The 26447-nt window shown below is 57.7% G+C and carries 15 protein-coding genes and 2 pseudogenes; 2 read left to right on the forward strand and 15 right to left on the reverse strand.

Annotated elements, in window-relative coordinates:
- Positions 1-65: 65 nt before the first annotated feature.
- The 7 genes and pseudogenes from GRI91_RS04150 to GRI91_RS04180 form a co-directional block, all read right to left on the reverse strand.
- Positions 66-185 (reverse strand): annotated as a pseudogene (locus tag GRI91_RS04150) (glucose/galactose MFS transporter); the annotation flags it as partial.
- Between the two features lie 157 nt (positions 186-342).
- Positions 343-2367: a glycoside hydrolase family 3 protein gene (locus tag GRI91_RS04155; RefSeq protein ID WP_160735399.1), complete on the reverse strand. Its 2025-nt coding sequence runs from the start codon at positions 2365-2367 to the stop codon at positions 343-345.
- 93 nt (positions 2368-2460) lie between these two features.
- Entirely contained in the window at positions 2461-3951 is a 1491-nt protein-coding gene (locus GRI91_RS04160) for a sulfatase family protein (protein WP_237437657.1), read from the reverse strand.
- A gap of 8 nt (positions 3952-3959) precedes the next feature.
- Entirely contained in the window at positions 3960-5465 is a 1506-nt protein-coding gene (locus GRI91_RS04165; protein ID WP_160735401.1) for a sulfatase-like hydrolase/transferase, read from the reverse strand.
- Between the two features lie 2 nt (positions 5466-5467).
- Positions 5468-7396 carry a sulfatase family protein gene (locus tag GRI91_RS04170; RefSeq protein ID WP_160735402.1) on the reverse strand — a complete coding sequence of 643 codons (1929 nt, stop codon included), beginning with the start codon at positions 7394-7396 and terminating at the stop codon, positions 5468-5470.
- Positions 7397-7398: 2 nt separating this feature from the next.
- On the reverse strand, positions 7399-9087 hold the full coding sequence (locus GRI91_RS04175; RefSeq protein ID WP_160735403.1) for a sulfatase family protein: 1689 nt from the start codon (positions 9085-9087) through the stop codon (positions 7399-7401).
- 2 nt (positions 9088-9089) lie between these two features.
- Positions 9090-9314: pseudogene (locus tag GRI91_RS04180) on the reverse strand (SUMF1/EgtB/PvdO family nonheme iron enzyme); the annotation flags it as partial.
- 516 nt (positions 9315-9830) lie between these two features.
- On the opposite strand from GRI91_RS04180, the gene GRI91_RS04185 reads away from it, so the two are divergent.
- The gene (locus GRI91_RS04185) at positions 9831-12116 is read left to right on the forward strand and encodes a TonB-dependent receptor (protein ID WP_160735404.1); all 2286 of its coding nucleotides are present in this window, start codon (positions 9831-9833) and stop codon (positions 12114-12116) included.
- A gap of 1077 nt (positions 12117-13193) precedes the next feature.
- On the opposite strand, the gene GRI91_RS04190 is transcribed toward GRI91_RS04185, so the two are convergent.
- The 6 genes from GRI91_RS04190 to GRI91_RS04215 all read right to left on the reverse strand — a co-directional run bounded on the left by GRI91_RS04190 (position 13194) and on the right by GRI91_RS04215 (position 21060).
- A complete protein-coding gene (locus GRI91_RS04190) occupies positions 13194-14870 on the reverse strand; it encodes a DUF885 family protein (RefSeq protein WP_202385461.1) in 1677 nt (558 codons plus the stop codon).
- 2 nt (positions 14871-14872) lie between these two features.
- On the reverse strand, positions 14873-16063 hold the full coding sequence (locus tag GRI91_RS04195) for a pyridoxal phosphate-dependent aminotransferase (protein ID WP_160735405.1): 1191 nt from the start codon (positions 16061-16063) through the stop codon (positions 14873-14875).
- Entirely contained in the window at positions 16060-16986 is a 927-nt protein-coding gene (locus GRI91_RS04200) for a bile acid:sodium symporter family protein (protein WP_160735406.1), read from the reverse strand. Before GRI91_RS04200 ends, GRI91_RS04195 begins: the two co-directional genes overlap by 4 nt.
- A 22-nt stretch (positions 16987-17008) precedes the next feature.
- Positions 17009-18346 (reverse strand): NAD(P)/FAD-dependent oxidoreductase, encoded by a 1338-nt coding sequence (locus GRI91_RS04205; protein ID WP_160735407.1) that lies wholly within the window; start codon positions 18344-18346, stop codon positions 17009-17011.
- On the reverse strand, positions 18316-18801 hold the full coding sequence (locus tag GRI91_RS04210) for a DUF3830 family protein (protein ID WP_160735408.1): 486 nt from the start codon (positions 18799-18801) through the stop codon (positions 18316-18318). Before GRI91_RS04210 ends, GRI91_RS04205 begins: the two co-directional genes overlap by 31 nt.
- A gap of 111 nt (positions 18802-18912) precedes the next feature.
- Positions 18913-21060, reverse strand: a complete 2148-nt coding sequence (locus tag GRI91_RS04215; RefSeq protein WP_160735409.1) for a S9 family peptidase — start codon at positions 21058-21060, stop codon at positions 18913-18915.
- Between the two features lie 173 nt (positions 21061-21233).
- Between GRI91_RS04215 and GRI91_RS04220 the strand changes: the two genes are divergently transcribed.
- On the forward strand, positions 21234-21704 hold the full coding sequence (locus tag GRI91_RS04220; protein ID WP_160735410.1) for a MarR family winged helix-turn-helix transcriptional regulator: 471 nt from the start codon (positions 21234-21236) through the stop codon (positions 21702-21704).
- A 70-nt stretch (positions 21705-21774) separates the two neighbouring features.
- On the opposite strand, the gene GRI91_RS04225 is transcribed toward GRI91_RS04220, so the two are convergent.
- Both GRI91_RS04225 and GRI91_RS04230 read right to left on the reverse strand, forming a co-directional pair.
- On the reverse strand, positions 21775-23220 hold the full coding sequence (locus GRI91_RS04225; RefSeq protein WP_160735411.1) for a M20/M25/M40 family metallo-hydrolase: 1446 nt from the start codon (positions 23218-23220) through the stop codon (positions 21775-21777).
- 103 nt (positions 23221-23323) lie between these two features.
- On the reverse strand, positions 23324-26353 hold the full coding sequence (locus GRI91_RS04230) for a TonB-dependent receptor domain-containing protein (RefSeq protein ID WP_160735412.1): 3030 nt from the start codon (positions 26351-26353) through the stop codon (positions 23324-23326).
- Positions 26354-26447 lie beyond the last annotated feature (94 nt).

Here is a 26447-nt window from a genome sequence, read left to right on the forward strand (position 1 = left end):
TCCTATTCGCTTACGGAGTGTTCATTCACGCTGCCCGTCATATCCACCAGAGCACCGGTGAGCGGCGGATTGGCGACCACCTGCACCACCGTCACGCCGCTTGCGAGCACGAAAAGTGCAAAGAGGAAGATCCCATAGATCGCTGTCTGCGAGGCCGGGATGAACAGGAGACAGCCAGCCAGCATCAGCAGCAGACTTGGGCTTGGGATCAGTACTGGCTGAAATGTCGGACGTTAAGGCCAAAGCGGAATTCCATTATGTCTGATGACTGTACGCGCCACCAAGCTGATCCGGCTACAGGGAGAACGGCAGAGAAGTAGGCGGGCACGAGCCGCAAGCGTTTTAATATTGCAGCCCCGATCCAACAGGAAAGAGCGGCATCCTGCTGTCATTCACCACTGCAGGGTCCTGATTCTCTACTGCCGTCATGGACGATGGCAGCTCGAACGGCAGATGCCCTTCAGGACGGATACGGCCGGTGATAGCGTCGATCACGGCCTTGTCGCTCGCCCCGAAATTGCCGAGCACCACGTCTGCCTTATCGATCACATTGCCAAGGATCGCAGGGCGATCGAGAAAAATCGCAAAGACGCTCGGCAATCCCGCAGCCTTGGCTTCGATCAGCGCATCATAGGCTGCATCGCCGGGCCGGAAATCCAGCCGCCCCTCATGCTGTCGGCTGCCGAAAAAGTGATAAGGGTGGAGAGTTTCGAAGGGTGCCTCCGTCCGGATGATCGCGAAATCCGCGTCCGCAGGATTATCGACGACAGTAAATCCGGCAGCGCGGGCTGCTTCCTGCCCCATCCCGTAAAGCCACACTTTACGCCCGGACTGCGCCGCTACCGGCAGGAGTTGCCCGTTATTCTGCAGCATAACCTGTGCTTTGGCCTGAACGATCTCGGCTCTGGACTGCACATCCGCGTCACCCAGAATCCGCGCAGCCGCTGAAGGATCTACATAGGGGTTTTCGAACAGGCCCAGCTCGAATTTGCTCGTCAGAAGCCGTTCGACCGAGCGATCTATCCGCCCCTCCTCGACGAGCCCGTCACGAACCGCCCGGAGCAATGGCTCAGGGTCGTCAATGCCCCCGAACTGATCGACACCCGCTTGCAGCCCCATGGCGAAACGCGCCTCCTCACTAATATCGGTCACGCCCCAGGATGTGGCCACATCGCTAAGGTCCTGTGGATGTTCCTTGGTCGGCGCGCGGCAGATTTCGTTGCAGTCGCGAGTGACCAGCCAGTCCGACAGGATGATGCCCTGATAATTGCGCTTGTCGCGCAGCTCATCGGTCAGCAACTGACGGTTGAAGCCTGGCGCGACCGGCTCCAATTCCTCGCCATTGAGGGTTACATGGCGAAGCACCGGATAGGCCGGCATGATGCCGACGACATGGGCTTCAAAGGCGCCATCAAAGGCAGCCAGATGAGCATCGATCGACCGGCCGGGCAAATCTGCAAAGCGGCCGTAATAATTATGGGCATCGAAACCTTCCGGCTGAGCCCCGTAACCGACCCAATGCTTGACGACGGTGATGACTCCATCCGGCGTCAAACCGTCATCCGAACCCTGAAAGCCTGCAACATAGGCCCCCACCATTGCGCTGATCATCGCCGGTCCGGTGCCGAATGTGCCGCTCTGACGGGGCCAGCGCGGTTCGCTGGCAAGGTCCGCCTGCGGCGACAATGTCATCTGAATGCCGACGGCGCGATATTCGCGTCGGGCAATGGCCGCAAATTCGCGAACCACATTTCGCTCGCCAAGCGCTGCGAAGCCCATCGGCTCAGGCCATTGCGAGAAACCGCCGCCTACATTGGACGCGCCCGGAACATACTGGAAGTGGTTGCGCGGATCGGAACTGATGGTGACCGGAATGCCGAGCCTCGTATTTTCGGCAATTTCCTGAACCTTGTTGTTTTCCTCGGCAAACTTCGCTGCTGGAGCCGTGAGCCGGGTGATGAAGCTCGACACGTGGTTGCGATTGACCATCTGATCGACGAGACCGAGATCGTAGCTGTCCACCGAACGGTCGAAACTGCCCCCTGCCCCGCGCAAGGAGGCATGAAGAAGCATTCCGACTTTTTCCTCCAGCGTCATGCGCGCGGTGAGATCCCGCGCGCGTTCCTCTGGGGTGAGACGCCAATCCTCATAAGGCGTCAGCGCATCGTCGCTGTCGAGATCACGGAAACGCATGCCTTCATCGGAAAGAACGGCTTTGCTGCGGCTGCTCAACACCGGTTGCTCGGCTAGCCCGGAGGATGTGTCCAGCGCCGCCTGCGTGGACGCGGGCGCGGCGCATGCCGCCAGCGCCGAACACACGCTGAATGTCAGTGACAGCTTCAGTGCGGTCAAATTCTTATTCTTCATGGGCATCAACCTGTAATTCTAGCGCTATATTCTATTATTCAAACAGACCCGGATGGTGCAGTCTCTACACCTCTCAGGCCCGGTGTGCGGGCATCAGTCCTTGTCGGGAAACCCCGCCATTCGGTGGCTTGCCGGTTCCTGCACGACGATCGGTTGCTGCCCTGAAAGAAACAGGCGAAAATTCTCGTATTGAGGGTCTCCGTCCTGTTCCATTTCCCGCAGCATTCTGTCCTTCATTGCCGCCGCCCGCTTCGCATAGCGCGGCTCATCGATAAGGTTGACGCGCTGCCCCGGATCTTTCTTCAGATCATACAGAGCAAGGGGAACACCATTGAGATATTGGTCCGCCCGCGCCCGCATGCGCGGATCGGTCTTCGCGGCTTCCAACATTGCAGGCCAAGTGAGCCCCCACATGCTTTCGATTCTGAGCTGCAAAGCGCTATTTGCCCATGGCGTAAAAAGCAAAGTGTAGCGCTCATCCTGCAGGCCTCGCATCGGATAGGCGTAACCGCTCGACACATAATCGACATGCGTCATCACCATATCGCGGTGCTGCGCCGTGCGGCCCTCCATCAGCGGGACCAGCGAACGCCCGTCAATATCCGGTGTCGCCTCCACGCCCATCAATTCGAGAGTGGTGGGATGAAGGTCGAGATTGATGGCCAACTGGTCGAAATCAGTGGGCGCCGCCATTCCCGGATAAGAGATAAGGGCAGGAACGCGAACACCGTGATCATAACAGGTCGCCTTGCCAAAGGGCAGCGGCATGCCGTGATCGGATATGAAAACAATGACCGTGTTATCCGCTTCGCCGCTTTCTTCCAGAACGCGCAGAATATTGCCTACAGCCTTGTCGAAGCGCTGGCATGAATTCCAGTAACGCGCGATTTCTTCACGAATTTCGGGCAGATCCTCGAGGTTAGACGGAACGGTTACGTCATCCGCCGTAAATTCGTTCTCCACCTTGTAGGCGCCCTGCTGGCCATGATCCATCTGGATCGCCGCCTCGCTGTTATAGAACGGGCGGTGGGGATCATTGATGTTGCAATTGGCAAACCAAGGTTTGTACTGCGCCCGAGCCTCCTCGATAATCAGATCGAGCCCGCGCGCGTGAAGGTCCGGATGACGGTCCTTACCCTCCACCTTGAAATTCCAGGGAAAGGAGGAGGCGGGCCGCATATGCTTGATCTTGTGTGTCGCGCCAGTGAACCAGCCTGCATCTGACAGGCGACTGGTAATGGTCGACGTCCCCTCATGCATCGGAAAGAAGCCGTTGCCACCATTACGATGGGGCCGCAGCCCGCTCATGAAAGCCTGACGCGATGGCATGCAGATAGGCGACGATGTCCGCATCTGGCGAAAACGGTGAGAACGCGCCGCCAGTCGATCAAGATTGGGTGTGATGCCTTCCCGGCCGGTCATGAACCCGATACACGACCAGTCGATATCATCCGCCGTAATCAGGAGCAGATTGCGCCGCTCGATTTTGGATGGCTTGGGATAATTCTGGGCATTGAGCTGGCTCAGCGGACCGCCAAGGGCGACTGCCGCCACACCGCTTTTGAGAAAATCGCGTTTCTTCATACTATCTCTCAATGCACCCATTCCGTTTCGCGGCCCGCGATCGTCACCTTGCGGGTTCCGTGCAATGGCCAGAGCGGTTCGGGCAAGGTATCGTTGTAGTCCCGCAAACGCTCCTGCAGCGTCGCGCGAATTTCCGGGTGCCGGGCTGAAACATCGGTCCGTTCCCAAGGATCTTCGGCAAGGTCGAACAGACGTGTTTCGTTCCAATCCTGCGAATGCCACAGTTTGTACCGGCCATGGCGGATCGCGGAAACCGGCGCCTGGCTCCAGAACAGATCTCTGTTGTCCATCGTATCGCCTGCAAGCATCGGAACCACGTTCTCGCCATCGGTCGTGAACGGGGCGCCCTCGGGGGAAGCGGCCGCCATGATCGTTGGCGCGAGGTCGAGCGAACTCACGGGCGTATCGACCTTGCCCTGCCGGTGGAGCCCTGCCGGCCAGGAGAGAATGAAAGGCACCCGCGTCCCGCCTTCGAGATAGGTGAATTTGCCGGAGCCGAAGGGGTTGGAATTGTCGCAAAATCCGAGAAAGTCCGGGCAGCCATTATCGGACAGAAAGACAATCATCGTGTTGTCGCGAAGGCCGCGTTCTTCCAGTCTGTCCAGCAGCCGGCCGACATCGTGATCCAGCGCCGCGATCATGGCCACATAGGTGCGCCTTACGGGGTCCTTTATATGGCTGACGCGATCATAATATTCCTGCGGAACCTGCAACGGCCAGTGGGGCGCGTTATAGGCTGCATAAGCAAAGAATGGTTCGTGCTTGTCCGCGCTGCGATCGATGAAATCCAGCGTGCGACCGGTGATCTCGAAAGTCAGATAGCGATGCGGTATCGCCACCGGCTGGCGGGCAGCACCTTCGAACAGCCGGTGATTGCCATGCCGTAATTCGATTTCCTTGCGGCCATCCTTTGTCGGCGTGGTGACGAGACCAGGCGTGTCCGGGTCTGCATAGATCGACTCCCCGGCGAGAAAGCCGAAAAACTCATCAAAGCCGCGATTGGTCGGGTAATATTCCGCCTGCGTTCCGAGATGCCACTTGCCGAAGGCGGCAGTGTTGTAGTGCTGGCGTTGCAATCGTTCCGCGATCGTTTCGACCGAGGTGGGAATACCCGCATTGGCATCGGCAGGCCTGTTCTCGGTAATATTATAGGTGAAACCGAAAGACGCCGGAGCGCGGCCCGTTAACAGACCTGCGCGCGAAACGGCACAAACCGATGCCGCGACATATCCATTGGTAAAAGCAACGCCGGTGGACGCCAAACGATCGATATTGGGGGTCGGATAAGCTCCGCTGTTATAGGCAGAGACATCGGGATAGCCCAGATCATCCGCCAGGATCACCAATATATTCGGCCGCGATATATCCGCGAATACCGGTTGCGCCACAGGTGTGTCAGATTGCGCTGCGGCCTCGACATTCGCGCCGTGCTCGGCAGAAGGCAGGGCACAGGCCGACAGGCCGGTGGCCAGCATCGAAGCGCATATCAGAGAACCATATCCTGCATTGCGCATGATCACTCCCCCCCCGGCTTGGGGTGCTTCATAATTCTGTCCCATTCGAAAATTTCCATCGCGGGATCATATGTCCCGTCCAGCACTGCGGAGAGGTAACGCGCTGCGTTACGATAATAGACGGTGTCGCTCTCGGCGGCGGCCTTGATCTCCGGAAGCGCAGGACGGGCAGCTTCTCCCATCAGCGTGAGCACATTAATGGCCTGCAGCCTGACCCATTCGCACTCGCTCTGGGCCATCAGGGCGCCGAGAATATCGGCGGCTTCTTCTTCATGGCCGATCCGCGCTGCCGCTTCCGCTGCTGCGACGCGCAATTGCGGCACATCGTCGCCGCGCATCACCGTCAATATGCGCTCTTCATTTGCGCGGGCAGCCGCCCCCAGAATGGCGCATCCTTTCGCTGCCCAGTACCGCATGACCGGATGATCATGCTCCATATTCTCACCGAGAAGAACGAGATTGGCAGGATCACCCTGAGCAGCCATCGCGGCCAGTTGCATGATATCCTGCAAGGGATAAGCTCCCGGCACGCGGCTTTCCGCCCATCCCATGAGGCCAAGGCCTTCGGGAATAAAACCATTATCGTTGATGCGCAGCATATGGGCATCCAGCGCCGCGCTCATTTCGGAAATACGCCCCTGCTGCCCGGGATCCTCAGCCAGATTGCTGAGCTGGTCGGGGTCGCTTTCGAGATCATAGAATTCAATCGCAGGGCGTGGTTCGAAGGCCCTGCTCTGCAGCGCGTCGAGCCTGCCTGCGCGGAAAGCCCGGTCCCAATCCTGATACCCCCGGGCGAGCCAGGCGAAGGCCTGATACTGCACGGCGGGCAGATGCGGAAGATAATTGCGGATATATCGGTAACGACCATCGGTCACCGTGCGGACGAAATCGTAGCGTTCATCCATCCGATTGCGCATGCCGAAGGCATAAGGCTGAGCAGCCTTTGCAGATTCTCCCAGGAAAGCGCTGCCCTGCATCGTCCCGGGAACTGCGAGGCCCGCCAGTGACAGCACCGTCGGCACAAGATCGACGAAGCTGACCGGAGCCCTGACTTCGCTTCCCGGTGCGCCCGGCGCCAGATGCTTCCATTTCTCCGGGAAACGGACAATCAGCGCGCAGCGCAGACCTTCATCGTAACAATAGCGTTTTGACCGCGGCAAAGAGCCGCCATTGTCCGAATAATAGAAGACGATCGTGTCTTCATCCAGACCGTCCTCTTCCAGCTCCGCCAGTTGCTGCCCGACCTGAGCATCCATCTTTTCCATGAGATTGTAATAGGTGGCGTAATCGCCCCGGATACCGTCAGTATCGGGCAGATAACGCGGTACGCGAACATCCTCGGGGCCGACCCGGCCAGTGACCGGCGTCAACAGGCGCGATTCATGCGTCGTCATATAGTTGAAAACGGACATGAAAGGCTGATTGCGATCCGGCCGGTCACGCCAATGCGCGGTTTTGCCCTGATCGCTCCAGATTCTCTCCGGCTCGACATCACAATTGTAGTCGGTCTTGTGATTGTTCGAGCAGAAATATCCGGCGCTGCGCAAATGTTCGGGATAGGTCCGCAATTGAGAGGGCAGATGCGCCTTCGCCCGCATCTGATGCGCCGGGCCGCAGCTTTCGGGATAAATGCCGGTCAGGATCGCAAAGCGAGTGGGGGCACAGACCGGCGCATTGCTGTATGCGTTGCGGTACAGCACGCCCTCCCGCGCGAGGCGGTCGATATTCGGTGTATGGGCGATCTTGTCTCCATAAGCGCCGATGAAAGGGTTGTTGTCTTCGCTTACCAGCCAGAGAATATTGGGCCGCGAAGCGGAGCCGGAAGTCCCGCCCCCTGCCCTCGCCGCAGCCTGAGCCGAAGCCAGCCCGGACAAAACCGCGCCGCCCGCGCCAACGATCGCGCTGCGTCTGTCGATCGAAAACCCGCCCATACTTATTTCCGCGACGCAGGAACGTAGGTTTTGCCTTCCTCATCGGCTTTCAGCTTCGCTTCAGTGTCAGGGAAGTAGCCGTTGAACTTGGTCGGAAGGTTGGGTTCGACATACCAGCGATCGGGGAAATCGGCTGCACGCGGGCCGTCCTTTTTCCGCCAGACCAGCCCTTCGCTGGTGCGTTCGCCATAGGGAATATCGTGACGCCCATCATTATTGGCGAGCTGTTCGTAAAGCGCACGGCGCAGCTCGATCTTCTTGTCGAGATAGGCAGGGTCGTTAATGAGATTGTGCATCTCCTCAGGATCCTTGTCGAGATCGTACAGCTCCTCCAGATCCCAGACGCCGTGATACTGGATATATTTCAGGCGATCGCGCTCGATTGCGAAGGTGGTCGGGGTTTGGGGGAAGCTCCATTCCCAGTAATATTCATAGACGAAATCGTCTGACTTCCATTGTACGTCATCGACTTTGCCGGTCGCCAGCGGCAGGAAGCTTTTTCCTTCCATCTGACTAGGCTCCGGCACCCCGGCGACATCCAGAAATGTCGGGGCGAGATCCAGATTGCGGACCACGGATTCCACCGTCTCATTTGCCGGCACATGCCCCGGCGCGTAAACCAGCATGGGGACCCGGACGGAAGGTTCATAGGCATTGCGCTTGTCGATCAGACCATGATCGCCGAACAAATATCCATTGTCGGAATAGAAGACGACCATGGTGTTCTTATCGAGGTCGTTCTTGTGCAGATAACGCAGAATCCGGCCGAGACTGTCATCGACCGATGACAGGGTTTCGAAATAGCGCCGGACATAATCGTGGAAGTCCTCATCCGTGTGATACGGAAAGTCTACACCATGCCAGCTGTTGCGCTGATTCTGAACCCAGAGCGGCTTACCTTCGTTATTTTCGGGCGTGTCCTTCGCGCTCGCCGGCAAAGTCACATTCAGATCGGCATATTCGCCTTCGTGTTCAGGCGCGGGCTCAGGGTCGGAATGGACGGCCTTGTGGCTGAGATAAAGGAAGAAGGGCTGTGAATTGTCCTTGTCCTCCTTCAGCCAGTCGAGGGCGTAATCGGTCAGTTCGGTGGTGATATATTCGCGGCGCTTTACATGTTCGCCATCGACATTGAGCATCTGCCGCTTGCCCTGTGCGATCTGTTCCGGGCTGAGCATGTCAGTCGGGTAATATGTGCCCTGCCCCTTGAAACTGACCCAGCGGTCAAAACCAGGGCGCGGGGCGTCCGTATCATCGCCCATATGCCATTTGCCGAAGAAGCCCGTGCGGTATCCGGCACTCTGCATATAGCTGGGAAAGAAGATCAGACCTTCTTCCGAAGAGTTGTGATTATCGATTACACCATGATTGCGCGCAGTCTGTCCCGTCAGAATGGTCGCGCGGCTAGGCGAACAGAGCGAAGATGTGACGACTGCATTGGGAAAATAGCTTCCATTCTTGCGAAGGAAGTCGATATTCGGCGTCTTCAGCCCAGGGGTGAGAAATCCCATCGCATCAAAGCGCAAATCATCCACCAGCACGAAAATGACGTTCATCGGCTTTTCGGCCTGGCGCTGGCTTGTTGCCGGCGCACTCTCCGGGGTTTGGGCCTCGGCCGCCAGAGGGGACAAAGCCGCCAAGAGAGCACCGCTCGCCATCGCCAATTTCCACAGACTCTTGCCACGATTAGCCATTGTTAAGCACCTTTCAAATCTTGCTGCGAACCAAGCTCGACACCGCGTATGATGCAGCGAAATCCGATATGGCTCGTTGAACTGTCCAGCGCCTGGGGATGGCGCGCTGCAGGGCGGTAGCGCTGGCAATAGCTTTCAGCGCATAAATGACTGCCGCCCTTCTGAACTCTGCAGGGAATCCTTACATCAGGAAAAGACGGATCGAAACTTTCCCGCATGCGCGCGCCCATCATCGAGGTGCAGGAAATCGGTGAAGCTTCCGGATATACGCTTAGATTTCGATCCGCCTGGAATGATAAACCGGGATGCCAAAGGCCCGATAAACGAAGATCGGCGCGATCAGTCACTATCCCTTTCGGCATTATTTTCCTCTCGCACTGAAATCGTCAACCTTATACGGCCGTACGATCTTATTAGAATTTAGCGCTACATATTCGGTGCGCAGATATCATGTCAATGCCATTTCCCGGCACCCAATCGTCGCCTCGACGAAAGGATGACCACATTCCGCGCGGACGCTGCACAGACTGCTGTCTAGTGGCAAGAATGCATCACTACGGCGAATTCGCCAAGTGGTCATCAGTTTGAACCGCTTCTATTCCAAAAACACACAGATCTGGGTTGACGCCCCAATTTTCAGATTTATGTAGCGCTATAAATTCGCCGGGTAGAGCGGATTTGTTCGCCGCTGCAAATTGTCAGCGTGCGGCGTCCAAACGTTCAATAAACAGGGAGAGATCTTCATGACGAACCGTTTTCGTAAGTCCAGTCGCACCGTTTTGACCAGCGCAAGTGTACTGGCGCTGTGTGTCGTTTCCGGCCAGGCCTATGCGCAAGAGAGCGCTCAATCAGATAGTGATTTCGATGCGAATGCCATCGTTGTCACCGCCAATCTGCGCGAACAAACGCTGGAAGAAGTTCCCTTGGCAGTGTCTGTCGTTTCAGGTGAGCGACTTGATGCAGTGGGCGTAGGCGGCATCGAAGCCATCACCGACACGGCCCCCTCGCTTACCTTCACCAAGGGGGACAATCCCTCCAATTCATCTCTCTCCATCCGTGGCATCGGCACCAGCGCCTTCTCGGTCGCCGTTGAGCCAGCCGTTTCAGTCGTGGTTGATGGCGTTGTGATGGCGCGTGCCGGTCAGGGCTTTCAGGATCTGATCGACGTCAAGCGTGTCGAAGTTCTTCGCGGCCCCCAGTCGACCCTGTTTGGCAAGAACGCTTCAGCCGGCCTCATCTCCGTCACGACCGAAGACCCGAGTGATTATCTTACTGGGAAAGTTGATGCGAGCCTTGCAGAAGGTGGCGAATATTCGGTCCGTGGTTCCGTGTCCGGTCCGCTGAGCGAGACCACCGGCCTTCGCCTGAGCGGCTTCTACAAGCAGTTCGATGGCTTCATCGACAACGTTTCAGGAATTGGTGACGACAAGCGCGCCGGGTATGAAAATTACGGTTTCCGCGGCAAACTGCGGTTCGAGCCCAGCAGTGATCTCAACATCACTCTGATTGGCGATTATCGTAGCGGTTTCGACAATTCGACGTTTACGATGCGCAAGGTCTATTCCGACGCCTATCGCAACGCTCTTGCACCCGTTGTCCCCTCCGCAGAAAACCGCACAGTCAACATCAACGCCCCCACCGACAACAACACCGAGCAATGGGGCGCATCGGGCAAGATCGAATATGATTTTGCTGACAATTGGCAGCTGACGTCGATCACCGCCTATCGCGAATGGTCTTTCTCCGGAAACAGCGATGTTGATGCTACGTCGTTGACCCAGCCGGTACAGGGCGTGAACCTCTGGGACGTCAATAGCGGCAACACAGATCTCAGTCAGAAGTCTCAGGAATTGCGATTTGCCTCAGGCGATCTCGGCGGTTTCGATATTCTCTTTGGTGGCTTTGCATTCCGGCTCAACGCCGACCGGAGCTTTTTGCGGCGGCAACAATTCGCCAATGGCACCAACCGGTCCGGCCAGTTTAACGGATCGACCGAAACCACCAACCTTGCTGCCTTTATCAGCACCAACATCTATCTTGGTGACACCACCGAAATGTTCGGCGGTTTGCGTCTGATCCACGAAAAGCTCGAATATGAAGCCTTCCGCGATCCCGCCAATGTTCTGGTTCCCGGAGATGTCCCGCTCGGCGGTGCAGCCGGCACAGCAGTGGACTTCGCAGGCTCGACTACAGACACCTCTGTGGTTGGTAAGATCGGCATCAGGCAGCAGGTTTCCGATTTTGGCAATGTCTACGCAAGCTATGCCCGCGGCTATAAGGGCAAAGGCTTCAATCTGATCTTTGCCACGCAGGAAAGTTATGAGCCGGTCGACGCGGAGAAGTCAGACGCGTTCGAAATTGGCGCCAAGTTGACGACGCTCGACCGCAGCCTGTCACTTAACCTGGCTGCGTTCTATACCAAATATAAGAACTTCCAGGGCCAGGCCCAAATTCCTGGCGATGTAGCGTTTTTGCTCCTCAATGCGGGTGAAGTATCTACCAAGGGTATCGAAGCGGAAGCCAGCTTCACCCCGACGGATCTGACCACTCTGAGCCTGGGCGCGACATTCCTCGATGCTCAGATCGACGAATATCCGCTTGGACCTTGCTATCTGTTCCAGACGGAGGCCGAAGGCTGCGTTAACGGAGTTCAGGATCTGACTGGCGGTGACTTGCCAAATGCGCCCGATGTTCGTCTGACCGGCTTCGTCAAGCAGGTAATTCCTTTCGGTGACTCGCTTCCTTTCGATGGCTTCGTACAGTCGAACTTCGTCTATCAGAGCAAGGTGCAGTTCGGGCTCGATCAGGATCCAACCACCCGTCAGAAGGGCTACGGCGTCGTAAATGCCGCGCTTGGCCTTGAATCCAAGGATGACAGATACTCGCTCACTTTCTTTGTGCGCAACATCTTCGACCAGAACTATGCTGGGTACATCTTCTCTTCCGGCTTCAACGGCGGACGCGTGTATCAGCAGGTGGTTCGCGACGCCTCGCGCTATGTTGGCGTGAAAGCATCTTACAGCTTTTAAGATCTAACGGGCTCTCCCATGGGAAGGCGGCAGCTTAGTCTGCCGCCTTTTCTTTTTGGTTCAAAGATTCCGGGCTGCCCTTAGGTAGTAATATCTGAAAGTGAATTTCGTTCGATCAACTGGTAATCTACCAGTTCACTTTCCATTGTGGCGCGATCGTGCCATTTGACTTCCCATCATTTCATGAAGCCGCGCTTTGTTAAATTGAAACAGCACCCCATGACAAGCACGCTATGGCTGCACTCTGCCTTCGCGATCTGGCGGAAGCTATTGCCCTAGTTTGCGCCATAGCCTCACCCTTGGCCTTCGTAGCGCTGTTGAAAGCAATACGTTCAGAAGGCCCATAGATACTGGCAGCCGTGTGACGCAGATCGTGGAGCCGGACGCCGTCTAGACCTTCTTTTGCGCAGACACGTATCCATGCCGTACGAAAGTTGATCATATGACCGGTCGTGCCTTCACCGGGAAGAATGAACTCACTGGCTCACTCTTCGGCACGTTGATTATCCAGTACGATCAAGGCCGCCTCACTCAGAAACAAGGTTCTTGCTCCAGTTTTGCTATCGGAGAGCTCAATCACCTTGCGTTCACGGTCAACCCACTCCCATCTGGCTGACAGACCTCGTTTAACCGCGCTCCCGTCAGCAGTAGCATGCGCACAGCGTTGGCCGCAGAAGCTGTCAGATCGCTGGGAGCCACCATCACCTCCAGTGTCTGACCGTGGGAGCCGGTGGTCATCCAGCGCTGGCGCCCTACTCGCGGCCACCACCTTTTGTCCGATATGTGACTAGGTAACGCTTAGCGCCACCAGGAAGGGCTTTCGCCGCAAAACCAGACAACTTATCGTGCCACAAAAAATGCGAATGCCGATCCCGACATCCCCTTGAGTGCGCTATTTGCGAGGCCGAAGAATGAGGTGCTCGTGCGTTTCGGGACAGGTTGGCCGCTTAGCCCGACCTGATGCTCTCACCGGAGCCGCGGGTCTGAAATCTCGCGCGGTGCTGTTTCAATAATCTCTGTAAAACATGGGCGGGGCCGGTTTCGCTGCGTGCAGCAACCGGGCCCCGCCCCATTTCGTCATTCTTCCTGCATCAAGGTCCAGGGGACGATGCCTTCGTCAAGGATGCTTTTGAAGACTTCAGGCAGCGGCGCTTCCTTGCCTTCCAGCTGGAGCAAATGGGTGCGGCGGGCGATTTGTTCGTCCAGCATTTGCTTGCCGATGATATAGCTGGTGCCATAGCCGGGCTGACGCAGATAGAGCAGCTGTTCAAAACCGACGAGATCGGATTCGGGATCAGCCCAGCCGCGCGGGGTCCATTTGGAGTGGAAAATGCCCGCTTCCTTCAGCGTCATCTCATTCGCCTGAACGTGGAGCGAGGCGATACCGCGTGCCGCGCGGTTGGCGAGCATGATCCAGACCAGCTCCCGCGCACGCGGTGCGTCTTCATACAGGCCCGCCTGCAGCATCAGTTCTTCAAAACCCGTGGCCAGACCTTCTGAGCGGAAGGAATAGATGTTGTAGAGCGGTGGCACCTGACGGATCGCAGACACCTCCGGATCATGCTTCAAGCGCGCCAGTTCGGGCCAGTGAATGTCATGCGAATAGAGCGGCCATGGGTCGAGCGCGGTCACATGATAGAAGAACACCCGCTTTTCAGGCGGAATATAGCTCAGCGTCTGCGCCTCGAGCGCGGCCCGGTAATAGGGTTTGTCCGGCAGGAAACCGGAATCGATGACGAAATCGATGAATTCGCTCATCTTGGCTTTGGCAAAGGCGTTATAGGCTGCCGGATCATCCAGCGCTTCGAGCTGGGGCAAATCGCGGTTGCGCCATTCCTCCAATGCCAAAGCGGCCAGCGAACGGTCCAGCTCGCGCTGAAGCAGCGTAAGCTGCTCATCCCAATCATAGGGCACCAGCTGGACATGCTTCATATACCAGTCGTAATTTTCACGCCCCAACCCCGACGGGCCGGTCTTGGACGGTGCCTGCGCCTTGACCCAGGCGGAGAAATCCCGGCTGGCATCGCGCGCCGCGATCACGGCGTCTTTCAATGATGCCGGGGCGCCATCAAGCGTCGCGACCTTGGTCCCTTCTACCGTCCGCATTTCCAGCGGACCATTCGCCAGCTCATCCAGCGCCGCAGCCTGCCCGTTGAAGGCACGCGAACCATATTGCCACAAATCCCGCGCATTGCCGTCCGCGAGATAGGTCCGCGCATCGTCCAGCAAGACCGGAACAGTACGCAGCCGCGCTTCCAGTTCGGCAGCATCCTGTGCCGACAGCGGATAGTCATATGCAAACAGATCGATCACGTCGGCCGAAGGGCCTTCATGCGCGGGAACGTCGCTTTCCTCGGCAAAGACGGTCGCAAAATAGGAGGGGTCACGGCCCCATGGACGCGCCACGCGCAGATCGAAATCGAGACCATTCATCTCCGCTTCGATTAATTGCGCATCGGCCTGATCGCGCTTGCTCCACCCGCTCCTTTCCAATGCGGAAAGGCGCGCGCGCATCGCGGCCAGGCCTTCGGCCTGACGCTCAAGCGCCGCAGCGCTGAAATCAGGCACGCCCTGCTTACGCTCGGGCGCGGCGACCTGGCGCCAGTCGGCAAATAGGTCGGCCAGTGCCTGCGGCGTCTTTTCCTGCATCATCATTGTGTCACCTGTGCTTGGCGCAGCGATCGCGGGTTGAAGCGCGGCCGATGAAAGCAGCACCGCCGCGAAAGCCGATATGCGCATAGTTGGTTTTAACATTTTCATGCGTCCTGTTTCCTCTCCGCAGCGCTATTGGTGAACACGGCCTTCATGGCGGTTACGGCTTTCTGAATCCGGGGCAGCGGTTCCGACCCGAAACAAATGCGCAGATAATCCTTGCCCGTCTCGCCATAGAAGCTTCCCGCTTCGACCACCACATGGGCCTCTTCCAGAATACGGACCGCCAGATCGGAGGAGCTCATACCCGTGCCTGAAATATCGGCCCAGATATAGATCGTCGCTTGCGGAGTGGCGCATTCGACACCCGGCATATCGGCGAGCGCGGCAACGGTCACATCGCGCTTTTCCTTATCCAGTGCCAGCAGGCCCTTCATGGCCGCCCCCCCGTCCTGCAAGGCCGCCAGACCGCCATATTGGACGAAGGGATTAATGTGGGTCACATCATTCGCGGTGATTTTCAACATCGCCTGCAGCAACGGCTTGGGCGCCGTCGCATAACCCAGACGCCAGCCATCCATCGCGTAAGCCTTGGTAAAGGCGAATAGCGAAATCGTCCGCTCGGCCATGCCGGGCAGCGTCGCGATGCTGATATGCTCGCCTTCGTAGAGGATCTCTTCATAGACTTCGTCAGAGATGACCAGCAGGTCATGCTCGATCGCCAGCTTTGCCAGACCTTCCAGTTCGTCACGTTCATAGACGCGCCCCGTCGGGTTGCAGGGGTTGATCAGCATGATCGCCCGCGTCCGATCGGTGATCTGCGGGCGGATCAGATCCGGGTTGATGCGGAATTCGTTTTCCTGATCCAGCGGGGCCGTGACGACGGTGCCACCGGCGAGCTCCACCTTGCCCACATGCTGCGGGTAATAGGGTTCAAGCAGGATAACCTCATCACCCGGATCAATCGTCGCCATGATCGCAGCGAAGGAGCCATGGGTCAGGCCGTTGGTAACGAGAATATCCGACGCACTGGCTTCGATACCATTTTGATTGCGCAGCTTTGCCGCCAGCGCTTCCCGGAAGGACGGCTCCCCCTGAAGATCGGAATAATGGACATGGCCGGCAGCCATTGCCTCCACGGCGGCCTGCTTGATCATTGCCGGAGTATCTTCGCAGGGGCGGCCAAACTCCATGTGATAGAGATCGATTCCCTGCGCTTCGAGCTTCAGCCCCTTTTCATACATGCCAAAGCTCTTGGGGGTGCCTTCCGTAATCCGGCGTGCAGGTGCAATCATAATTGGTTCTCCAGGGGCATGCTGGTTTCAGTTTCAGCTTCTGCCTTGGCCGCGGCCGCAGCTTTGCGGCGCAGCCAGGCAACGGCGGGAATGCCCACGAGCATTCCCATGAATGTATTGATGATCATCGGCAGAGACATGTCACTGCGATGTAGGATCGATACCGCGACGAAAATGGCGGTCGCTTCCTGACGGACGATATGTTCCATCATCAGCGCGATCGTTTCCGGTCGGCGCAGCCCGCTAAGGCGCGAAATGCCCCATGCCAGCGCCAGATTGCTGACATTCATCAACAGCACCACGCCCATTACCACACCGAAGGAACTGGCAATGGTCGACCATTGCTGAACCACGATCAGCAGGAAGATCGCCACCAGCAGGCTGGTCGAAGCGCTCTTTACATAGCGGCGGATCCAATCGGCCCGGATACTGCCCGCAAAACGGCGGACGATCATGCCTGAAGCCACCGGAAACATGGTCACGGTGAGGATCTTCGAAAAGGAATCGCTCATCGGAATATCCATCGCAGCGCTCTTCCCGAAGATAAATTGCAGCGCGAAAGACGCGATGAAGGGCAGCGTGAAGATATAGACGAAGCTGACAAACAGACTGAGCGACATGGACAGGGCAACATTGCCCTTCGCCAGATCGGTCATCAAATTGGACAGGATTCCGCCCGGACAAGTCGCCAGCAGGATCAACCCCATAGCCAGCGCCGGGGTCGGCGCGAGGGTGAGCGCATAGAAAGTACCGATCAGCGGCACCAGCACCATCATGCTGAAACAGCCGAGGATAAAGCCGCGCGAATGGACGCCTATCTTGCGAAAGTCATTCAGTTCGAGGCCTAGCCCCATGGAGAACATGATGAACCAGAGGGACAGCGGAAGCAGCCAGTTGTCGACTATGTCAAAAAACACCACCATGTCAGACTGAACCCTCTTTTCGCTAAAGCCTCAGCTTCTGCTTGATACGTTTCACGGCCCGCGCGCCGGACATCATCAGTGATGGCACATAGCGCGCGATGAAATAGCCCGATATTCGCTTCGGCGGCTGCGGCGTGATCAGCGGAGTGGCCGAGCTGTCGGTCAACAGCTTCGCCACTTCACGACCGATCAGCGTGTTGATGCCGATACCGCGACCATTGCAGGCCTGAATGGCGATCATGTCCTGATCCGGAGAGACGATACGCGGCAGCATATCACTGTTGACCTGCCCAATGCCGCGCCAGATGTAATCCAGCTTTACCGGTTCATAATGCGTCAGAATGGCGCGCAAACGCTCATTCACTCTTTCGGTGAGCACCGCGTCGCTTGGATCACCATTTGCCGGGAAGGCCGTGATCAGGCGATTGCCATCGGCATAGCGCAGGGAAAAGACATCGGTTTCGAGATCGGTCAGCGCCTGCCCTTCGGGCAGAATTGACGCGCGCATGGCGTCGCTCACCGGATTGGTCGCCACTTCGATTACCGGCAGGGGCAAGGTCGTGCCGGCCAGTTTTTTATGCAGGGGGTTGTTGCCGCCGTTGGCCGCGAGCAGGATCTTGCCCGCACGCAATTCGCCATTCGGGGTGCGCGCGATCCACTCCGCACCGTCACGCACGATCGAAAGCGCAGGCGTGTTTTCAAAAATGGTTGCGCCGTTTTTCACCGCCTGTGCGGCCAGTCCTCTCGCGAAAGCCAGCGGATCGACGGAACCGCCGCTGCGATCAAGCAGCGCAGCACTGTAACCGCGGCACCCTGTGAGCGCTTCGAACTCGTGCCCGTCCAGCAGCTTCAGATCATGGCGGTACGGCACCCATTGCCGCTTCACCTCAGCCAGATCATGCTGCCCATTGCGGGAGGCCGATGGTGCGACAAAGCCGCTATTGCGCGCGTCACAATCAATGCCCAGATCATTGATCAGACCGAACAGATAGTTTCCGCTTTCCGCGATCATCCGCAGCAATCCATCGCCGCGTTCAGCCCCCAGCTTAGCCAACACCTGGCTCGGCGTGGTGCGCACCAGCTGCGGCGCGATCACGCCCGCACTGGCAACAGCCGCGCCCGAGCCAATCGTCGCGGCTTCGACCACCGCAACCTTGGCCCCAGCCTTGCTGAGATGCAGAGCGCTGGACATACCGGCCAGACCGCCACCAATAATCGCAATATCGGTGCGCAGGCTTTCCCCAAGCGCAGCATGTGCCGCAAGTTCAGGAGCGATAGCTGCCCATAACGGGCGATTGGAGCTGTGCTCTGCAGCCGGTCGGTCGGCCATCAATTGTGGCGCGAAATCGAGATTGAGCAATTTCCGTTGCGGCGAATAGCCGAGCAGCCCTGCGCCAGCTTTTCGCGGTCTTCATCAAGAACGCGCGCGCAGACACTGCCCATTATCCAGCCCATCGGCATCAGCAGACGGCCGCCATCACCATAAAACACGCCGACATCAAGCAGATCGAACGGCGGACCATCACGCCACGTACCCTGCGGCGCACAGACGAGTGCAATGTCGCCAGCGCGTGGATAGCTGGTGGCGTTCTCGCTGGGAATATCGCCCATATTATAGGCAGGCAGTGCAGCGGCGCCGTCGATCGGGATGGAGATTTCAGGACCGGTCCACATCGCGTGAACGGCATTGAAAGCGCTGCCTGAGGCGGCCAGATCCCACAGCAGCTGGGCATTGTTGGGCGCAGCGGAATCGAGCAATTCCGCCCGGACATTCAGGCCGGACTGCTCTTCAGCGAAAGTAACGATACGTGTCATCTGGCCTGGAGCCCCCCGATTGCCTGAATTTAGGTGAGAAATCACGCGATATTGGTTGCTATCTCTTCTGTCAAGGGAGCGCCGCAGCGCCCCCTCCCCTGCAAGAGCAGCTTACTGCTTTTCTGGCTGCAACACGCTGTCAAAGAAGTCGGCCAGTTTGTGAAAGGCGAAACGCGTAGTCGGCAGATCATGCGCATCCCATGCGTGGCCCACGCCGGGCAGCGATACTATGTTGAAATCCTTGCCCTGCTGGATCATTTTCTGGGCCAGTGCCATCGTATCGGCATAAAGCACCACCTGATCCTTCGTACCTTGAATGATCGTCAGCGGATCGGCGAGCCCTGCACTTTGATAATAAGCTGACTGGTCCTGAAAGCGCTCCGGGAAATCATCGCCTTCAGCCGCGCCCATGATCCATTCCTGCTCGGGATAGGCATGGAAGACATTCGTTGCAGGCGCACCCGCAACCCCGGCGGCGTAGAAACCCGGCTTCTTGAAGAGCGACATCAGCGTCATCAGACCGCCATAGCTGGAGCCCCAGATTCCGATCCGGTCGGGGTCCGCTATACCGATATCGACCATATGCTGTGCCGCATCCTGAATATCGTTGATATCCAGTTCGCCATAGGAATGGAGCATCGGCGCATTCCATTCGCTGCCCCGGCCAAAGCTGCCGCGAATTTCAGGCTGGACGATGATATATCCGCGCGACACCAGGTTCTGATCCAGCCCCCAGGTCGGATGGGCCACACGCCCGCCCCACTGGTTGCGCAGACCGTCCGAATAGACCGACCCCACGATTACGGGATAGCGGCGCTCAGGATCGAAATCAGGCGGCAGCATGACCCGCGCCCTCAGCGGCGCGCCATCGACATGGCTGGTATAATCGACATAGTCGACCTGCGCCCACTGGACCGCATCGAAGGCAGGCAGCGGGGAATGGGTGACGGCAGCCATCGCGCCCTGCCCATCCGTTTTCCCGACATAAAGTTCCGGCGGAGTCTGATCATCGCTGAAGCGATCCGCATAATGGTCGAAATCCGGCCCAAATACCGGCTCATGCGTGCCGGGACGTGGCAGAATGGGCGTAACAGCCCCATTGCCCGAAGCGGCAACCCGGTACCAATTGCGGTTTTCCATCCCATCGCGGGAGGATTCAAAGTAGATTGCGCGGTCGTCACGATCGAACCGGAAAGACGCCACTTCCCATTCGCCTTCGGTAATCGCCAGCGGCTCCTGCATCGGCCCGGCGATCCGATACAGATGATTATACCCATCATCGTCGAGCAGCGTGATCAGCCCCTTCCCATCGGCCGCCCAGACCGTCTGCCAGTCGGGCCGAATCTGGGTATCATCGTGATTGCGATAAAAAGCTGTGCGCTTGCCGCTGGCCAGATCATACACATCGATCGCGCGATCCTTGATCGTCAGATCGCTGCTGTCGAGCAACAGGCGCGAACCATCGGGAGAAAGGCCAATGCTCCACACCTGATCCTGCTCGTCATCCCGCTCCACCAGCGCAGCCTTGCCGCTCACGGCATCAAGCGTGCCGACATGATAGCCGATATTGTACGCATCACCCGGGAAGGCGCGCGACACGACATCGCGATGCGGCTCGCCATCGGCATCATAGGCAATTTCCACTTGCCGCGTTTGCCGCATATCGCTGAGCAGATAGGCGAGCTTGCTGGCGCTTGCTGCCCATTCATAGCTTTGAACGGAGATTTTGGCTTCGGTCGGCACCGCCAGATGCGCGGCCTTGCCCACACCATCGGCAAGCCACAGACCCTCGCTGGACACAAAGGCGAGGTGGCGTCCATCAGATGACAGTGCCAGCTGCGCCGCCCCGGCGGGCGCGCCGGCTACTTTCTGCAATTCGCCACCGGATGAACGGCGATACAGCGCGCCGTCGAGCACCAGAGCGAGCGAGCCATCGGCGAGAAAAGCGACTTCGCTGACCCCGGCCGAGCCGCTTGCGGCCTGATCGCTGAGCGCGGTGAGGCGGGTCTTCGTGCCGGATTTGACGTCATAGAGCCAGATGTCGCGGAAGGGTTCGCCCGCGTCATTCCATAGGAATGCCAGCGCGGTGCCATCCTGGTTCCAGGCATAACCTTCCGGCGTGGTACCGGTGATGCTGGGATTGCTGTAAAGCGCGTCGATCGACAGATGCTGCGCCGATGCCGGCAGAGCGCCGAGCAGACACAGCCCCGACCCGAGACTGCTTACAAGAACGCTTTTCTTCACAAAATCCAGCATCATATACCTCATCTGACTTGCGGGCCGTTTCCGGAATATATAACCATTATCACGTGATTTCGAATATTGTAAACCGCTCTGCCGAGGCATTCGCGCACTTGGCCAAGGACTAAATTTCAGCCATGAAGATTAATGAGCTTATCTCCGCCGACCGGAAAGAAATGAGAGCGATTGCAATGTCGAAAGCAATTTACGATCCCGGAGAAGCCGGCTTCAAACTGGCCAGATCTCCATTCTACCTCATGGCGCATGCTGATCACAAATATCATGATGATATGGATGCAGTGCTGGCGAAGCGTGGCATGTCCAAATCCATCTATCGGATCATGACGGTTCTGCGTGAAACGGAACCCGCCAGTATCGGCGAAATTACCGAGGATGCTCTGCTGAAGCGTTCGACGGTTAGCCGGATAGTCGACAGGATGCTGGAAAGCGGCTTCGTCGTTACCGCCCCGGCGGAAGAAGACGCGCGGATCACCCAGGTCAGCCTGACCGAAGCGGGCCATGCGCAATTGCGTGAGATGACCCCGATCATCAACCGGCAATTTGTCCGCGCGACACAGGGCATTGCAGAGGAAGAACTGGCCCAATTGGTCAAGACGCTGCAAAAGATCGGCGAGAATCTGAGCAAATCCCCGATCGAATAAGTCGGTCGGACAGAAAAAGGGGGATGACCGCTCAGGCAGCCTCCCCCATTTCCACATCAGAGTAATATCCTCACTCGCCAATTTCGCGGATCAGATGATCCCAATAATCGAGTTCCTTGTAATAGGACTCGACCCGGATCCGTTCATCGATCCCATGCGCGCGGGCATCATCAGGCATCACCGCGCCCAGACTGCCCGCCCCATAGGTGGGGATTCCGGCGCTGCGATACTCGCGGCCTTCGGTACCGCCCGAGGACATGACAGGCTCCAGCTTGGAGCCGGGATAGGTGACGTTAAGCGCATTCTGAAGCGGACCAAAAACATCGTCGCGCAAGGGCGATACCGGGCTTTCAACCGGTATTTCATCACCCAGTTCAACCGACACGGCCGGATTGCCGACGGCCTCGACCAGTTTCTGTCTGACACTTTCCACGCTCGTTGCCGGCATGATCCGGCAATTGACGGTCGCGGTGGCATTTTGTGGCAAAGCATTTTCGGCGTTGCCGGCATCAAGCATCGTCGCCACGCAGGTGGTCCACAGTGCCTTGCTCACCGTGGGATACCGCCGCGCGACAGCTTGCGCTTCGGCATTGTCGGGATCGGCCAGCAAGGTGGTGAGCGCAGCGGAGAGTTCCTCATCGCTGTTCTGCGCTGATTTTTCAATCATGGCGCGCGTAATGTCATTGAATTCGACCGGGAAATGCAGCGCCTGAATGCCGATGAGTGCATGGGCGAGATCATAGATCGCATTGTCTTCACGCGGGACGGAGCTGTGTCCGCCCGGATTGCTGGCTGAGACAAAAAAGGTCGCATAGGTCTTTTCCGCCGCCTGCATACCAAAGGCAACCGGCGTACCGTCAGCCTTGATCTCACCGCCGCCAGCATCCGAATTCAGCGCGAACTTCGCACGTGAGACGAGCGGATTGGCAATAATCGCACGGGTCGTGGTCATCCCGGTTTCTTCATCACCGGCAAAGGCCAGCAGCAAATCACGCTCAGGCGTCCAGCCTTCACGTTTCAGCCGAGCGAAGGTGGAAACGAGCAAGGCGACACCGAATTTGTTGTCCTGACTGCCGCGGCCATACAGATAGCCATCCTTGATAACCGGTTCATAGGGATCGGTTTCCCAATTGGCAGGCACCGCGCCGACCACATCCATATGGGCGAGAAACGCGACCGGCTGTTCTTCGGGATTACGGCCCTGATAACGCACGATCAGGCCAGTCGGCGTCAATTCTCCATTCGGGACAGCCACGCGGGTGATCGCATCTTCCGGAAAGCCCGCTGCGACCAGGCGTTTTTGAAGCACATCGATCAGCTGCGGCATGTTGCCGCTGCCTTCATAGGTCGGAATAGCAATCAGCTCTTTCAGCAATTCAAGAGCGTCGGCGCGATCCTGATCGGTGGCATGCCAGGCCGTATCATTTCCTTCTGCCGCGAAGGCCGGAGCAGCTCCGGCAAAACTGAAAGCCAGCGCGCAGGCAGCAACGGAGGCACGAAAGAAAGATCCGGTCATAATATATTCCCTTTGCAAGACAGTAAGATAGCCGGGCCACGGCGGGCCCGGCTATCCCAGGGACTGGAAGTGACCACTCCAATAATCACTTCCAGAACAAGTGTCAGAACTTAACGGAAAGTCCTGAGAAGATGTACCGACCCGTCGCATCATAGAACTGCGGGTAGGTGTTGCCATTGCCGCCATCTTCGATTGCCGAAGTGGTGGTCAGCGGCGGATTCTTGTCGAAAATGTTGTTCACACCAAAGGTGAAACGAACATTGTCGAACACGTCATAGCCCATCGACAGATCGAAATAATTGCGGGCACCCAGTTCGCGGTTGAGCTCGGAGAAGCTGCCTTGCAGAGCCGGCTGGCTGCTGGTCTGCGAGACCTTGACCGAAGACACATAGCGCCATGTCAGATTGACATCCAACGACCAGGGGGTGTTCCAGCTGGTCACGAATTTATGGCGCCATTCAGGCCGCGGACGACCGCAAAGGCCGCCGTAGAGACCCGTGCATTCGTAGATGTCTTCTTCCGAAGACGTCGGCAGCGGCTTGGTTTCGTACTTATCGAGATAGGTGCCAACCAGGTTGAAGTTGATCGACCCCATCGTGTCCGTGCGGACTCGATAGTTGGCATTGATATCAATACCCGCCGTCTTGAGCGAACCCGTGTTGAGATTGATACGCTCGAAATAACCGTCATTGGTCAGATAGAGCGTACCGCCCTGGCCGCGCTTGATGAGCGAGCAGGAATAGTCGTCAGCGTCATAGAGACATTTGTTGAGCGACAGAGTCGGGTTCACACTGCCGATCAGATCGTCGACGGTGATGTTGAAGTAATCGACCGACAGGTTGAAACCGGGGAGGAAAGTCGGTGTGAACACCGTACCCAATGCCCAGGTATCAGCCTTTTCCGGCTGCAGATCAGGGTTACCGCCAATCAGCGCGTTGAACTGGCCCGAAGGATTGTCAACGATATTGCCATATTGCGCAGCAGTCACACCAGTGCGTTCGCACTGTTCGAGCGTGGCGAACGGCGTTGCACCCGAACACGGATCGAAGCTGCCATTGGCCAGTTCGGTCAGTTCCGCTTCAAAGATCGACTGCGAAGCGAACAGTTCGATCACGTTAGGCGCGCGAACGGCCCGCTGATACGAACCACGGAAACGCAGCGAGCTGGTGGGTGCCCAGTTCAGACCGGCCTTGTAGGTGTGCGTCTTGAAGCCGGTGTCATAGTCGGAATAGCGATAGGCGCCTTCGACCGAGAGCAGCTTGAAGAAGGGCATATCTTCAACCAGCGGAATGTTGATTTCGCCGAAGATTTCCTTCGCCGTCGTCGAACCGCTCACCGGATATTCCGGCTCGGCTGAGTTCTGATATGCCTGGTCAGGGTTATAATCGAGGGTGTTCTTGCGGTATTCAACACCGAAAGCGATACCCACGCCCTGGCTGGCCCAAGGCAGCTGCACACCATATTCGCCCAGATCACCGCTGACCGAAGCAATGATGTCGGTCAGTGCCGTGCTGCCGGTGATGGTCTGGATTTCAGAGATGTAGTTGGCGGCTTCAGGGCTGAAGGCCTGACCACTAACCAGGTCGAGCGGCGAACATCTGGAATCATCGTTACCGCTGATGGCATCGGCATTGATGGCGCAAACCACCTGACCGAACGTGTCGGAACCCGGACGCTGATCCACAATAGCGTTCAGAGCATTTGCAACATTGTCCGTGTTGGAATTGCCATAGAAACGGCTGTCGTAATTGACCTTCGAATAGGTTGCCGAGACATCATAGGTGAAAGCGTCGTTGATGTTGCCGCGCACACCGCCAACCATGCGGAAGGTAGCGTGGTGGATTTCATCACGGCGGTTGCCGCCTTCGACGTTACGGCGCGTGATGAGCACACCATCCGCAACGGCTTCGGGGCCGATATAGGCGCCGTTCGCGTCATAGATGCTGCCCGTTGGCAGGCCAGCTGCACCGCACAGGAACTGCTGCTGCTGAGCCGAAAGCAGGGCGTTGTCGCAGTTGAGACCGCCGCTGGAGCCATTGATACCGCCCGCGATTGCGCCCGGCGCGATCTGCGCGGTGGAGGAATCGTCCATGTAGCCTACTTCGAAATAAGGGACGATGTCGGGGGTCAGTTCATAATGGCCCATCGCGCCCAGCGTGTAACGCTGATCGGGACGCTGATAGTAGTTGTAGGGCGCATAGTTGAACTGGTTACGACCAGCGGCAAATTCGCCATTGCTGGGCGTGAACTGTGTCGGGACACCTGCCAGACCGACGGGGTCGGTAATGGTGAAGTTGGATGGGTAGGCATAGCCCGAACCACCACAGGCGAATTCCTCGCCATTGTCACCAGTGGCTGCCAGCGCGCAGGCGCTGTAATCGTAATCGGCCTGCAGGATCGCATTGATCTTACGATACGAACCATAAGCGGTCACATTGCCGCGGCCATCGCTGGTATTGGTGCCGACGACGACCGAATATTCCTGCGTGAAACCGTTCCAGACACTGCTGTCAGGCTTTTCATAGCCGTTTTCGTCCAGCAGGCTGCGCAGGCCATCATCGCTGTTGTTGTGCTGATAGGTGCCGATGTTGGCATCGATCTTGATACCTTCGAAATCGTCCTTCAGCTTGAAGTTGACGACGCCGGCAATGGCGTCGGAACCGTAAACAGCCGATGCACCGCCGGTCAGAACTTCAACACTTTCGATCAGTGCCGTGGGCACCTGGTTGATGTCCGAGGGGATCGACTTGGGCGAGCCGTAGGAAAGACGGCGGCCATTCACGAGCACCAGCGTACGGGTCGGGCCGAGGCCGCGAAGGTCGACCTGCGCCGTGCCGGTCGCTTCGTTGGAATTGGCTGAACCCTGCGCAGCGAATACCTGCGGCAGTTCGTTCATCAGATCTTCGGCGCGGGTTACACCGCGTGACGTGAATTCCTGTGCGTCAACCTGAACAATCGGGCTGATGCTTTCCTGATTGGCGGAACGGATACGCGAACCCGTAACGACGATAGCGCCCGAAAGATCGTTGCTATCGGCGGCAGGAACGTCCTGCGCCTGGGCACTGACCGAAACGCCCATGCCCATCAGCACAGTCGTGGTCAGCAAAGCTGCTTTGTGCAATTCTTTAATCATTATAACCCCCATGGATTAGTTATTCGAAAAAGGCTGAACTCTCCCTGCCGACCGCCCCCTCAGGACGCGGCCGGTATGTCGCCTTGCTTGCGGC

The sequence above is a fragment of the Altericroceibacterium endophyticum genome, assembly GCF_009827595.1.
Classification (GTDB): Bacteria; Pseudomonadota; Alphaproteobacteria; order Sphingomonadales; family Sphingomonadaceae; genus Altericroceibacterium; species Altericroceibacterium endophyticum.

Excerpts from the sequence above, each read along its gene's own strand:
- GRI91_RS04155 (WP_160735399.1), bottom strand. The coding sequence starts at position 2,367 with ATGAAGAATAAGAATTTGACCGCACTGAAGCTGTCACTGACATTCAGC.
- GRI91_RS04160 (WP_237437657.1), bottom strand. The coding sequence starts at position 3,951 with ATGAAGAAACGCGATTTTCTCAAAAGCGGTGTGGCGGCAGTCGCCCTT.
- GRI91_RS04165 (WP_160735401.1), bottom strand. The coding sequence starts at position 5,465 with ATGCGCAATGCAGGATATGGTTCTCTGATATGCGCTTCGATGCTGGCC.
- GRI91_RS04170 (WP_160735402.1), bottom strand. The coding sequence starts at position 7,396 with ATGGGCGGGTTTTCGATCGACAGACGCAGCGCGATCGTTGGCGCGGGC.
- GRI91_RS04175 (WP_160735403.1), bottom strand. The coding sequence starts at position 9,087 with ATGGCTAATCGTGGCAAGAGTCTGTGGAAATTGGCGATGGCGAGCGGT.
- GRI91_RS04185 (WP_160735404.1), top strand. The coding sequence starts at position 9,831 with ATGACGAACCGTTTTCGTAAGTCCAGTCGCACCGTTTTGACCAGCGCA.
- GRI91_RS04190 (WP_202385461.1), bottom strand. The coding sequence starts at position 14,870 with ATGTTAAAACCAACTATGCGCATATCGGCTTTCGCGGCGGTGCTGCTT.
- GRI91_RS04195 (WP_160735405.1), bottom strand. The coding sequence starts at position 16,063 with ATGATTGCACCTGCACGCCGGATTACGGAAGGCACCCCCAAGAGCTTT.
- GRI91_RS04200 (WP_160735406.1), bottom strand. The coding sequence starts at position 16,986 with ATGGTGGTGTTTTTTGACATAGTCGACAACTGGCTGCTTCCGCTGTCC.
- GRI91_RS04210 (WP_160735408.1), bottom strand. The coding sequence starts at position 18,801 with ATGACACGTATCGTTACTTTCGCTGAAGAGCAGTCCGGCCTGAATGTC.
- GRI91_RS04215 (WP_160735409.1), bottom strand. The coding sequence starts at position 21,060 with ATGATGCTGGATTTTGTGAAGAAAAGCGTTCTTGTAAGCAGTCTCGGG.
- GRI91_RS04220 (WP_160735410.1), top strand. The coding sequence starts at position 21,234 with ATGTCGAAAGCAATTTACGATCCCGGAGAAGCCGGCTTCAAACTGGCC.
- GRI91_RS04225 (WP_160735411.1), bottom strand. The coding sequence starts at position 23,220 with ATGACCGGATCTTTCTTTCGTGCCTCCGTTGCTGCCTGCGCGCTGGCT.
- GRI91_RS04230 (WP_160735412.1), bottom strand. The coding sequence starts at position 26,353 with ATGATTAAAGAATTGCACAAAGCAGCTTTGCTGACCACGACTGTGCTG.